This is a genomic window from Cellulomonas jepli, assembly GCF_047229345.1.
GTDB lineage: Bacteria > Actinomycetota > Actinomycetes > Actinomycetales > Cellulomonadaceae > Cellulomonas_A.
Genome location: NZ_JBFTER010000006.1, coordinates 1 through 12229, shown reverse-complemented (window position 1 = coordinate 12229; position 12229 = coordinate 1). Strand labels below are relative to the sequence as shown.

Annotated in this window: 8 protein-coding genes; 2 read left to right on the top strand and 6 right to left on the bottom strand. The window is 74.7% G+C overall.

Annotation, left to right across the window (positions count from 1 at the left end; genetic code table 11):
• Positions 1–84: 84 nt before the first annotated feature.
• The 3 genes from glpK to AB6N24_RS02410 form a co-directional block, all read right to left on the bottom strand.
• Positions 85–1602, bottom strand: a complete 1518-nt coding sequence (gene glpK, locus AB6N24_RS02420; RefSeq protein ID WP_412867839.1) for a glycerol kinase GlpK — start codon at positions 1600–1602, stop codon at positions 85–87.
• 155 nt (positions 1603–1757) lie between these two features.
• Complete coding sequence (locus tag AB6N24_RS02415) at positions 1758–2519, bottom strand: MIP/aquaporin family protein (RefSeq protein ID WP_412867838.1); 762 nt, start codon at positions 2517–2519, stop codon at positions 1758–1760.
• A 40-nt stretch (positions 2520–2559) separates the two neighbouring features.
• Entirely contained in the window at positions 2560–4326 is a 1767-nt protein-coding gene (locus AB6N24_RS02410; RefSeq protein WP_412867837.1) for a glycerol-3-phosphate dehydrogenase/oxidase, read from the bottom strand.
• 147 nt (positions 4327–4473) lie between these two features.
• Here AB6N24_RS02410 and AB6N24_RS02405 point away from each other — a divergent pair, with 147 nt between their 5' ends.
• On the top strand, positions 4474–5526 hold the full coding sequence (locus AB6N24_RS02405; RefSeq protein WP_412867905.1) for a sugar-binding transcriptional regulator: 1053 nt from the start codon (positions 4474–4476) through the stop codon (positions 5524–5526).
• Here AB6N24_RS02405 and AB6N24_RS02400 read toward each other — a convergent pair.
• Positions 5450–6664 carry an MFS transporter gene (locus tag AB6N24_RS02400; protein ID WP_412867836.1) on the bottom strand — a complete coding sequence of 405 codons (1215 nt, stop codon included), beginning with the start codon at positions 6662–6664 and terminating at the stop codon, positions 5450–5452. The two genes, AB6N24_RS02405 and AB6N24_RS02400, sit on opposite strands and share 77 nt — an antisense overlap.
• 176 nt (positions 6665–6840) lie before the next feature.
• Positions 6841–10218 (bottom strand): EAL domain-containing protein, encoded by a 3378-nt coding sequence (locus AB6N24_RS02395; RefSeq protein ID WP_412867835.1) that lies wholly within the window; start codon positions 10216–10218, stop codon positions 6841–6843.
• A 252-nt stretch (positions 10219–10470) separates the two neighbouring features.
• Here AB6N24_RS02395 and AB6N24_RS02390 point away from each other — a divergent pair, with 252 nt between their 5' ends.
• The gene (locus AB6N24_RS02390; protein WP_412867834.1) at positions 10471–11067 is read left to right on the top strand and encodes an amino-acid N-acetyltransferase; all 597 of its coding nucleotides are present in this window, start codon (positions 10471–10473) and stop codon (positions 11065–11067) included.
• A 123-nt stretch (positions 11068–11190) separates the two neighbouring features.
• Here the strand turns inward: AB6N24_RS02390 and AB6N24_RS02385 are convergent, their stop codons facing one another.
• Positions 11191–12102: an HhH-GPD family protein gene (locus tag AB6N24_RS02385; RefSeq protein WP_412867833.1), complete on the bottom strand. Its 912-nt coding sequence runs from the start codon at positions 12100–12102 to the stop codon at positions 11191–11193.
• Between the last annotated feature and the right edge of the window lie 127 nt (positions 12103–12229).

Here is a 12229-nt window from a genome sequence, read left to right as displayed (position 1 = left end):
GTCCTCCCGGTGGGGAGCGGCCTGCCCGGCGCGTACGGCCCCCTCGTCGGGGTGCCCCTGCGGGTGCGGTCCGGTCAGCGGTGGTCAGCGCACGTCGTCGTCCACCCAGTCGAACGTGCGCGTCACGGCCTTCTTCCACAGGCGGTACTGCCGGTCGCGCTCGCCCGACTCGAGCGAGGGCTCCCAGCGCTTGTCCTCGGCCCAGTTGTCGATCACGTCCTGCTCCCCGGACCAGAAGCCGACGGCGATGCCCGCGGCGTACGCGGCGCCGAGGGCGGTCGTCTCGGCGACCTTCGGGCGGATCACGGGGACCCCGAGGGCGTCGGCCTGGAACTGCATGAGCAGCTCGTTGCCGGTCATCCCGCCGTCGACCTTGAGCTCGGTGAGCGCGACACCGGAGTCGGCGTTCATCGCGTCGAGCACCTCGCGCGTCTGGAAGGCCGTCGCCTCCAGGGCCGCGCGCGCGATGTGGTTGCGGTTGACGAACCGCGTGAGCCCGACGAGCGCACCGCGGGCGTCCGAGCGCCAGTACGGCGCGAACAGCCCCGAGAACGCCGGGACGAAGTACGCGCCGCCGTTGTCCTCGACCTTGCTCGCGAGGTACTCGATGTCGGGGGAGTCCGCGAACAGGCCGAGGTTGTCCCGCAGCCACTGCACGAGCGACCCGGTCACCGCGATCGAGCCCTCGAGCGCGTAGATCGGGTCGGCGGAGCCGATCTTGTACGCGACCGTGGTGAGCAGCCCGTTCTTCGACGGGATCGGCTCGGTGCCGGTGTTGAGCAGCATGAAGTTGCCCGTGCCGTAGGTGTTCTTCGCGTTGCCGACCTCGAAGCACGCCTGGCCGAACGTCGCGGCCTGCTGGTCGCCGAGGATCCCCGCGATGGGCACGCCCGGGACCATGCCGCCCTGGCGGCCCTGCCCGTAGACCTCGGACGACGAGCGGATCTCGGGGAGCATCGACATCGGGATGCCCATCTCCGCGGCGATCTCCTCGTTCCAGGTGAGGGTGTCGAGGTTCATGAGCATCGTGCGCGACGCGTTCGTGACGTCGGTGACGTGCACGCCGCCGTCGACGCCGCCGGTCATGTTCCACAGCACCCACGAGTCGGTGTTCCCGAACAGCAGGTCCCCGCGCTCGGCGCGCTCGCGGGCGCCCTCGACGTTGTCGAGGATCCAGCGGACCTTCGGGCCCGAGAAGTACGTCGCGAGCGGCAGGCCGACCTTGTCCTTGTAGCGGTCCGCGCCGCCGCCGAGCGCCCCGAGCTCGTCGGCGATCTTCTGCGTGCGGGTGTCCTGCCAGACGATCGCGTTGTAGACGGGCTCGCCGGTCGTGCGGTCCCACACCAGCGCCGTCTCGCGCTGGTTCGTGATGCCGACCGCCGCGATGTCGGTGTGCGTCTTGTTCGCGCGGGTGAGCGCGAGGCCGACGACCTCGCGGGTGTTGGCCCAGATCTCGTTGGCGTCGTGCTCGACCCAGCCGGCCCTCGGGAAGATCTGCGCGTGCTCCTTCTGACCGGTGGCCACGATCTGGCCGGAGTGGTCGAACAGGATCGCGCGCGTGCTGGTGGTGCCCTGGTCGATCGCGAGGACGTAGTCAGCCATGGAGGACCTCTCTCGGGTGCGGGGTGGTGAGGTACGCGTTCGTGGGGGTGGTGGGGGTGAGGCGCCCGGAGCGGGGCCCGTGCGTCGTTGCGCGGGTCCCGCGTCCGGGGGTCGTGGGGACGGGGGTGGGTGCTGCGGCGTGCCGAGGTGCCGGGTCAGACGTACGCGGCGCCCGCGAGGCCGCCGAGCAGACCGCCGAGGAGCGGGCCGACGACCGGCACCCACGCGTACGACCAGTCGCTCGAGCCCTTGCCGCGGATCGGCAGCAGGGCGTGGGCGATGCGGGGCCCCAGGTCGCGGGCCGGGTTGATGGCGTACCCCGTGGGGCCACCGAGCGACGCACCGATGCCGACGACGACGAGCGCGACCGCGAGCGGCCCCAGCCCCGACGGCGTCCGGCCCGAGCCGACGACCCAGAAGACCAGCACGAACGTGCCGAGCACCTCGGTGACGAGGTTCCAGCCGTACGAGCGGATCGCCGGGCCGGTCGAGAAGACCGCGAGCTTGGTCGCCGGGTCGGCGTCCTCGTCGAAGTGCTTCTTGTACGCCAGGTAGGCCAGCACCGCGCCGATGAACGCGCCGAGCAGCTCGGCACCGAAGTACAGGAGCATGTTCGAGAACGTCGGCTCGACGGTCACCTCCAGCCTCTCGCCGACGCGGGCGCTGGCGAACGGCTCCTGCGCGGCGAACAGTCCGATCGTCACTGCGGGGTTGAGGTGTGCACCCGAGCGGAAGGCGGCGTACACGCCGACGAACACCGCGAGCCCCCACCCGAAGTTGATGAGGAGCCAGCCGCCGTCGAACCCCTTGTTGCGGGGGAGGATCACGTTCGCGACGACACCGGCGCCGAGCAGGATCAGCAGAGCGGTGCCGACCACCTCGGACATGAGGACCTGCGCCATGGTGACGGAGCCCATCGTTGCGCCCCTTCCTGTTGGAGTGAGACCGCCTCAGCGGTCAGGAACCGGCGGGCACCTGCCCGCCGGAGATCGGGACGAGCGGGGCGATGTCCGCGGCGCGCAGGCGCTCACGGACCGCGGACTCGTCGTCGGGCAGCGCAGCTGCGGCCTCCTCGGCGGCGGCGCGCTCGCGGTACCCGGCGAGCTCCGCGGCGCGCTGCGCGTCGCTCCACCCGAGGACCGGCGCGATGAGGTCGACGATGTGCTCGAGCGCGGCGACGCCCTTGTCGGCGACCTCGTAGTTCAGGCGCGTGCGGTGCATCATCACGTCGTCGAGGTGCAGCGCACCCTCGTGGCTGACGGAGTAGACGACCTCCGCGCCGATGTACGCCTCGGCGCCCGGCACGGGGTCGCCGAGCGCGGGGTTCTCGTCGACGAGGTCGAGCAGCTCGCCGAGCAGGGACCCGTACCGGTGCAGCAGGTGGTCCATCCGCCCGCGGTCCCAGCCGTACTTCTGCCCGATGGCCCGGGAGCGGCGCTGCAGGACGGCGAGGCCCTCGGCGCCGACGAGCGGGAGCTCGTGCGTGATCGACGGCAGGCTCGTCGCCCGGGAGCCGATCGCGAAGTCGACCGCGTCCTTCGCCATGACCCGGTACGTCGTGAGCTTGCCGCCCGCGATCACGGTGAGGCCCGGCGTCGGGGACGCGACGGTGTGCTCGCGCGAGACCTTGGCGGACGACGTGCCGGCCTTGGTGCCGGGCTGCAGCAGCGGGCGCAGGCCCGCCCACGTCCCGATGACGTCCTCGCGCGTGATGGGCCGGGACAGCACCTCGTTGGCGTGCTCGATGACGTAGTCGATGTCCGCGGACGTCGCGACGGGGTGCACGAGGTCCTGCTCCCACGGGGTGTCCGTGGTGCCGATGACCCAGTACCGCGACCACGGGATGATGAACAGGACCGACTTCTCGGTCTGCAGGATCAGCCCGGTGTCGCCCGCGATCCGGCTGCGCGGGACGACGATGTGGATGCCCTTGCTCGCGAGCACGCGCAGGCCGCCGTCGCTCTTCGCGAGAGACTCCGTCTCCTCGGTCCACACGCCCGTCGCGTTGATGACGTGGCGCGCGCGCACGTCGATGTGGTCGCCGGTCTCGAGGTCGACGAGCTCGGCGCCCGTGACCGCCCCGCCGGACGTCGTCTGGAGGCCGACGACCTGCGTGCGCGACGCCGCGTGCGCGCCGTAGGACACCGCCGTGCGGATGATCGTGGAGGTCAGGCGCGCGTCGTCGACGCTCGCGTCCCAGTACCGGACGGCGCCGATCGCGGCGTCGTGGCGCAGGTCGGGGAACAGCCGCTCCATGCCCTTGCGGGTCAGGTGACGGTGCATCGGCAGCGCGCGCTTGGTCCCGTAGACCGATGCGAGCGTGTCGTAGAGCGCGACGCCGGCGCCGACGTACGCGCGCTCCCAGACGCGGTTCTCGAGCGGGTACAGGAAGCTCACGGGCTTCACGAGGTGCGGCGCGAGGTGGTTGATCAGCAGGTCGCGCTCGGTGAGGGCCTCGCGGACGAGGTGGAAGTCGAGCATCTGCAGGTAGCGCAGGCCGCCGTGCACGAGCTTGCTCGACCGGCTCGACGTGCCGCTCGCCCAGTCCTGGGCCTCGACGACCGCGGTCGACAGGCCGCGCGAGACGGCGTCGAGAGCGATGCCGGCCCCGGTCACGCCGCCGCCGACGACGAGGACGTCGAGCTCCTGGCCGGGTTCGGTGGTGCTCCGCAGGGCGTCGAGCGCGTCGCTCCGGAGCCGTGCCGTCAGTGCTGCAGTCCTCATCGTGCGTCCGACCCCCGGGTGCTGGTGCGTTCCGTGCGTGCAGTCCGTGCGTGCTGGTCCGTGCATGGACGCGGACCGTCCGGGAGGTTCCCCCGGCCTCGGTCCGCTCGTTATCGTCGTCACGTGACGAACGAACGCGCAACCGAGATGCACGAACGTGCACATCTCGCCGCGCCGGGGGATTCCTTGGCGGGCAGCGGGGACGGGCTCGACCGGGAGCAGGACGTGCTGCGCGCCGCGTCGATGTACTACCTGCAGGACCTCAAGATGGAGGTGATCGCGCGTCATCTCGGCACCTCGCGCTCGACCGTCTCGCGGCTGCTCAAGCGCGCCCGCGCGACCGGGCTCGTCGAGATCACGCTGCGCCCCGCGAGCACGCGTGCACCGGGGCTCGGCCGCACGATCGCCGCGACGTTCGGCGTCGACGCCTACGTGGTGCCCGTCCCCGACCAGGCGGGCCACGTCGAGCGGCTCGACCAGGTGGCGCTGACGACCGCGCGCCTGCTCGGCTCGTGGTTCGACTCCGACATGGTGCTCGGCGTCGCCTGGGGCACGACGCTCGCCGCGGTGTCCCGGCGCCTCGTCCCGAAGCCCACCCGGGGCAGCGCCGTCGTGCAGCTCAACGGTGCCGCGAACACGCGCACGTCCGGCGTGGAGTACGCGAGCGACCTCATCTCGAGCTTCGGGTCCGCGTTCGGGGCGGCCGTGCACCACTTCTCGGTGCCCGCGTTCTTCGACTACCCCGACACCAAGCAGGCGATGTGGCGCGAGCGGTCGGTGCGGCGCGTGCTCGACGTCCAGGCGCGCGCCGACGTCGCCGTGTTCTCGGTCGGTGCGGTGGCCGGGGCCGTGCCGAGCCACGTGTACTCCGCGGGCTACCTCGAGGACGGCGACATCGAGGTGCTGCACCGCGAGGGCGTCGTCGGCGACGTGTGCACGGTCTTCCTGCGCGCGGACGGCACGTGGGAGGACGTGCCGCTCAACGCGCGCGCGACCGGGCCGACCCCGGCCGAGCTCCAGCGGGTCCCGCGGCGCGTCTGCGTCGCGGCGGGGGACAACAAGGTCGTCCCGCTGCTGGCCGCGATCCGCGCGGGCGCCGTGACGGACCTCGTGGTCGACGAGCTCACCGCGACGGCGCTGCTCGCAGCATCCGGCCCAGGCGCCAGGTCGCCGTCAGGGCGACCGCGCACGCGACGCTGAGCCCGACGAGCCCCGGCGTGAACGACCCCGTGAGGTCCTTGGTCCAGCCGAGCGCCCACGAGAACGTCACCGCGCCGAGGCACGCGCAGCCGTTCGACACCCCCGTGAGCAGGCCGGCCCGCGCGGCGCCGAGCACGCGCACCGGGATCGAGAACAGCGGCCCGAAGTAGAGCTGCATGACGACGTGCGCGACGAGCACGCACGCGACGGTCACCGCCAGGCCGTCGGCGCCCGCGAGCACCGCCAGGGTGGCACCGAGCACGACGAGCGACCCGCCGACGACCGCCGCCGGGCGTCCGGTGCGGTCCGCGAGCACCCCGCCGAGGTAGTTCATCGGCGCCATCAGCAGACCGCCCACGCCCATCACGATCCCCGCGGTGCGCAGCGTCGCGCCGCGCTCCTCGACGAGCAGCGTCGGCAGCCAGAAGGTCAGGGTGTTCACGACCCCGAACCGCACGAGCTGCACGACGCCGGCCACCCACAGCACCGGGTGGCGCAGCACGTCGCGCGCGCCCTCGCCCCCCGGCGCCGGCCTCGCCTGCGGTGCGCCCGCGTCGCGCAGCACCCCGTAGACCACCGCGAGCACGAGGCCCGCCGCGCCGAACAGCGCGAGCACGCCGCGCCACCCGAGGGGACCGACGAGCAGCGGGCCGACAGCCCCGAGCAGCACGTTCCCGGACACGCCGCCGATCGCGAACACCCCGAGCGCGGTCGACCGGCGCTCGGCCGCGAACAGCCCCGTGATCAGCACCATGCCCGGGATGAACACGAGCGCCCGCAGCGCCCCCGAGACCGCCTGGTCCACGACCAGGAACGCGTACGACGGCGCGACCGCGATCCCGAGGGTGCACAGGTTCACGCCGACCGTGCCCACGACGAACAGGCGGCGCGCACCCCAGACGTCCGCGAGGTGACCGGCCGGGACCTGCATGAGCGCGTACGTGATCATCGCCGCCGCCGCGATGCCGCCCGCCTGCGTGAACCCGATGCCCAGGTCGGCGCGGATCAGCGGCAGGAACAACCCGACCGCCCCGAGCGCGAGGCCGGCGGTGCTCTGGCCCGCGACGAGCAGCGCGATCGCCGCGGCGCGGCGCCCACCGGGGGCCGTGACCGCGAGGTTCTCCGCACGCGCGGTCATCGGGACATCACGCGGCCATCATCGCCGAGTGCGGGTGACGCGGCCCGGGCGGGGCACGATGCGGTCACCGCCGCAGGGGTCGGCGGCTCGCCGCGATCCGGCCGGGCCGGCTCGCGGCCCAGCACGACCCGGCCGGCCCGGCTCCCCGCGGCCGGCCCGACCCGGCCGCAGCGCGGTCAGCCCCGGGCCGCGTCCGCGACCAGCGCCGGACCGACCGCGCCGGCCGGCGCCCCGAGCAGCGCACCCGCCTCGTCACCGGGCAGCGCCCTCGCGTACAGCCAGCCCTGCGCCCCCGTGCACCCCATCGACCGCAGGATCGCCGCCTGCTCCTCCGTCTCGACGCACTCGGCGATCACCTCGAGCCCCAGGACGCGGCCCATGTCGAGGATCACGCGCACCAGGTCCCGCGTCGCGAGGGCGCTCGCGAGCTCCCGGACGAACGAGCCGTCGACCTTCATCGCGTGCACGGGCAGCGTCCGCAGCGCCGTGAGCGAGGACTGCCCGGTGCCGAAGTCGTCGATGTGCAGCCCGACCCCGAGGGAGTCGAGGGCCTCGAGCAGGTCGCGCGCCTCGTCGGGACGGGAGATCACCACCGACTCGGTGATCTCGAGGACGAGGTGCCCGGCCGGCACGCCGTGCCGCGCGAGCGTGTCCCGGACGGCCACGACGAGGTCCGGTGCCCAGAACTCGCGGTGCGAGAGGTTCACCGCGACGGTCACGGGCAGGCCGCGGTCGGCGCGCCACTCCGCCACCTGCCGGCACACCTCGTCGAGCACGAGGCGACCCAGCTGGACGATCGAGCCGTCGTCCTCCATCACGGGCAGGAACGCGCCCGGCAGGAGCAGGCCGCGCTCGGGGTGCTCCCACCGCACGAGCGCCTCGAACGACTCGACGCCCGAGCCGTCGAGCGCGACGACCGGCTGGTAGTGCACGACGAACTCGCCGCGCGCGAGGGCCCCGCGCAGCTCCCCGCGCACCCGCAGCCGGCCGGTCGCGCGCACGTGCATGTCGGGGTCGAAGACCGACGCGGACCCGCGCTGCGTCCCCTTCGCGTGGTACATCGCCGCGTCGGCGTCGCGCAGGACGTCGTCGGCCGCGACGTAGCCGCAGGACGACGTCGCCACCCCGACGCTCGCCGTCACCGCGACCACCTGGCCGCCGAGCTGCACGGGCTCCGCGAGCCGGTCCTGGAGGCGCCGCGCCACCACGAGCACGTCCTCGGGCACCGGGTCGACGAGCAGCACCGCGAACTCGTCGCCCCCGAAGCGCGCGGCGGTGTCGAGCGGGCGCAGCGCGACGCGCAGCCGGTCCGCGACGACGCGGAGCAGCGCGTCGCCCGCGAGGTGGCCGAGCGAGTCGTTGACGAGCTTGAACCCGTCGAGGTCGAAGAACAGCACCGCGAACCCCGTCGCGTCGTGCCGGCCCTGGTGCCGCAGCGCGGCGTCGAGCCGGTCGACGAACAGCCGCCGGTTCGGCAGCCCGGTGACGTTGTCGTAGAGGGCCTCCTGGCGCAGCTGCTCCTCGAGGTCCTTGCGCGTCTGGATGTCGGAGACCGAGCCGACGACGCGCTGCACCACGCCGTCCGACGCGACCCCGAGGCAGCGCGTGAGGACCCAGCGCGTCGTGCCGTCCGCGCCCGCGACGCGGTACTCGACCTCGACCGGGGTGCCGGGCTCGGCGACCGCACGCGCGAGCTCCGCGGCCACGCGGTCCGCGTCGAGCGGGTGCGCGAGGGTGACCCACGTGTCGAGCGTGACGGAGGCGTCGTCCGCGACGCCGAGCAGCTCCCGGCACCGCTCGGACACGTAGACGTGCCCGTCGCCGGCCTCCCACTCCCACAGCCCGTCCTTGGCGGCGGTCGCGGCGAGCGAGTACCGCTCCTCGCTGCGCCCGAGGTGCTCCAGGAGCGCCTTCTGCTTGAGCGCGACGCCGAGCACCGCCGCCCAGTGGTTGTGCGTCGTCGCCCAGTGCGCGTACGTCGCGGGGTCCGAGCGCGAGCCCCGCTCGCACGCGCCGAGCACGCACAGGAAGCCGTGGTCGCCGTTCACGCCGCGCACCGGGACGACGTACAGCACGTCCCCGACGCCCGCGTCGGCCTGCTCGACGAGCGACCGGGGCGGGAACTCCTCGATGCGCGTCGTGCCGGAGGGCACCTCGCCGAGCCGGCCCTCGGGGTCGAACACCCCGGTCACGCGCAGGACGCCGTCCACCGGGTCGCCCTCCCACAGCGCCAGGCACGCGACCCGGGCGGAGGCCTTGCTCAGCCACCCGAGCCGTTCCGGGTCGCCGGAGGACGTGCTCAGGACCTCGATCCCCACGTCGTACTGCTCGACGATCGACGACGCGAGCCGTTCGGTGCGCTCGAGCGTCACGCCGCGCTCGTGGTCGCGCAGGGCGATCATCGTGCGGGCCCCCGCGCGGCGCAGGAGCCCGGCGGCGGGGTCGCCCCGACCGGCGGCCTCCGACGCGAGCACCGCGAAGCGGTCGACGACCGCCTCGGTGAAGCTCACCATCGCCTCGGGCGGCGGCGGGGAGGGGTACAGGCGCGCGACCGTCGAGGCGAGCACGGCGTCCAGGCCGGCGAGCGTGCCGGCCCCGTCGTCGTCCTGCCCGTCGTCCGGCCCGTCGTCTCGCTCCTCGTCCCGCGCAGCGCCGCGCCCGAGGTGCTGCACGACCGCGGCGACGAGCTCGGCCGCGTCCGCGACCCCGAGATCGGCCGACCCGCCCGCGCCCACGGGGCAGCCGCACGTCCCGCGGGCGACGAACGCCGAGGCGACGACGTGCATCCCGTGGTCCGGCTCCCCGCGCAGCTCCGCGAGCAGGAGCTCCGCCGCCCGGGTGCCGAGCGTGCCGATCGCCTGGTGGACCGTCGTCAGGGGCGGGTCGTGCCACCAGCCCTCCTCGACGTCGTCGTACCCGACGACCGCGAGGTCGTCCGGGACCCGCACCCCGCGCTCGCGCAGGACAGCAGCGAGGCCCAGGGCGATCCGGTCGGTGCCCGTCACCACGGCCGTCGCGCCGGACCTCAGGACCGCGTCGACCGCGAGACGCCCACCGGCCTCGACGTGGTCGACCGTCGTCACGAGCACCGCGTCGCCGAGGCCGTGCGCCTCGACCCCCGCGCGGTACCCCTCGTACCGCGCGTTCGTGTCCGACTGCGAGAGGTTGCCCACGAACGCGATCCGCCGGTGCCCGTGCTCGACGAGGTGCCCCACGGCGCCGCGGACGACGTCCCGGTTGTCGGCCACGACCTGCGCCGCGTCGAGGTCGATCTCGCTGCCGACGGTCACGACGGGCGTGCCCGACGCCACCGCGGACCGCAGCGACGACGCGCTCGCGGCCTGGGCGATCGCGACGATCCCGTCGAAGGACTCCCAGCCGATGTGCGGGACGTCCGGGGCCGGCGGCAGCTTCTGCCGCGAGCGCCCGGCGTCGATCGTCTGGACGAGGGTCACGTGCCCGCCCGCGGCGGCGACCACCCGCGTGACGTTGGCCACGACGTCGCCGTAGTAGAACCCCCCGGTGATGGGCGTCAGCACACCGACGTGGATCATGGCGACCTCTGTGGCGCTCGGCGGGAGCAGCCGGCGGGCGACGTCCGGCGGCGCGGGGCACTGCACCCCGCACATCGGCACCGCGGGGCCGGACGTGAGGTGTCGGGGTCGCCGCCGGCGGAGCCGCGTCGGGGCCGGGCGGCGCGCGGCATGACCGAGCCGGCTGCCGGGCCGCTCGACGGTGCCGGCTGTCGGGCCGCTCCACTGTGCCGGCTGCCGGGCCGCCCGACGCCGCGTCGGTAGGTTGGGCGCGTGACCGAGCCTGCCTTCCACGTGCGCCCCGCACGCCCCGCCGACGTCCGGGCCATCCGCGAGCTCGTCGAGCCGTACGCGTCCGAGCGCATCCTGCTCGCGAAGGAGTGGGTCGGGTACTACGAGGCCGTGCAGGAGTTCCTGGTCGCCGAGGCGGTGCCGGCCGACGGGGGCGCCGAGGCGGCCGGGCCGGTGGGGACCGCGCGGACCGCCGTGGCCGACGGGCGCTCCGGGACGACCCCCGCCGCGGCCGTCGTCGGGTGCGGCGCGCTGCACGTCATGTGGCAGGACCTCGCCGAGATCCGCACGCTCGCGGTCGACCGGTCGTGGCGCGGGCGGGGCGTCGGGCACGCGCTGCTCGACGCGCTCGTCGAGCGGGCCCGCGAGCTCGGGCTGCGGCGGCTCTTCTGCCTGACGTTCGAGGTCGACTTCTTCGCGGCGCACGGCTTCCACGTGATCGACGGCACGCCCGTGACGCCCGACGTCTACGCCGAGCTGCTGCGCTCGCACGACGACGGGGTCGCGGAGTTCCTCGACCTCGCGCGGGTCAAGCCGAACACCCTGGGCAACACGCGGATGCTCGTCGAGCTCGACTGAGCCGCCGGGCGCCGGCGCCGCCCGGGGACGGGGACGGGGACGGGCGGGCGTCGCCGGCCCGGCGCGGTCGGCGACTGCGGGACCCGTCCGGCGCCGGCGCGGCGCACCCTGCTCGCGGCGTCGTCAGTGGGGCAGCCGGTACGTCGGCGGCCCGGCGTCCGGGCCGCCCGGGTGCGCGACGACCGCGACGAGACCGTCCGCGACGAGCCCGTCGACGCAGCGCACCAGCTGCGCGCGGTCCGGCCACACCGCCTCGACCTCGTCGAGCGGGACGGGCTCGAGCGCCGACCGCAGCAGCGCCATGACCCGCCCGCGCACCTGGCGGTCCGTCCCCGCGAACCCCTGCGTCCGCCGCCGGGACGCGTGCACGTCGGGCGGGTAGCCCGCCGCCCGCCACACGCACAGGTCCGCGACGGGGCACGCGTCGCAGCGCGGGCTCCGCGCGGTGCACACGAGCGCCCCGAGCTCCATCGACGCGGCGGCCCAGCGCGCGGCGGTCGCGTCGTCGGCGGGCACGAGCGACTCGGCGAGTCGCACCTCGGCGACGGTCTGCGAGGGTCCGGGGAGCGCCGCCCCGGCGGCGGTGCGCGCGAGCACCCGGCGCACGTTCGTGTCCAGCACGACCGACCGGAGCCCGTACGCGAACGCCCGCACCGCGGCGGCCGTGTAGCTGCCGACGCCCGGGAGCGCCAGCAGCTCCGCCTCGTCGGTCGGCACCACGCCGCCGTGGCGCGTCACGACCGCACGCGCGCACTCCTGGAGCCGCAGCGCCCGGCGGGGGTAGCCGAGCCGGTCCCACGCGCGCAGCACGTCCGCGGTGCTCGCCGCCGCGAGGTCCGCGGGCTCCGGCCACGCGGACATCCACGCGCGCCACGCGGGCTCGACGCGCACCACCGGGGTCTGCTGGAGCATGACCTCGCTCACGAGGACCCCCCACGCGGTCCGGTCCGGCGACCGCCACGGCAGGTCTCGCGCGTTCTCCGCGAACCAGTCGAGCACCCGCGGGACCAGGGGCAGGCCGGGGTCGTCGGTCACGCGCACATCCTCTCCCGTCCGGCACGCCGCTCGGGACACGCGGGCCCGGCGAACGCCCGCGTGCGACGGGAGCGTGGCCGCGGCACGGCCGGGCGCGGGCGTGGCCCCGCACTGCCGGGCGCTGCCG

Excerpts from the sequence above, each read along its gene's own strand:
- AB6N24_RS02400 (WP_412867836.1), bottom strand. The coding sequence starts at position 6,664 with ATGACCGCGCGTGCGGAGAACCTCGCGGTCACGGCCCCCGGTGGGCGC.
- AB6N24_RS02405 (WP_412867905.1), top strand. The coding sequence starts at position 4,474 with ATGCACGAACGTGCACATCTCGCCGCGCCGGGGGATTCCTTGGCGGGC.
- AB6N24_RS02415 (WP_412867838.1), bottom strand. The coding sequence starts at position 2,519 with ATGGGCTCCGTCACCATGGCGCAGGTCCTCATGTCCGAGGTGGTCGGC.
- AB6N24_RS02395 (WP_412867835.1), bottom strand. The coding sequence starts at position 10,218 with ATGATCCACGTCGGTGTGCTGACGCCCATCACCGGGGGGTTCTACTAC.
- glpK (WP_412867839.1), bottom strand. The coding sequence starts at position 1,602 with ATGGCTGACTACGTCCTCGCGATCGACCAGGGCACCACCAGCACGCGC.
- AB6N24_RS02410 (WP_412867837.1), bottom strand. The coding sequence starts at position 4,326 with ATGAGGACTGCAGCACTGACGGCACGGCTCCGGAGCGACGCGCTCGAC.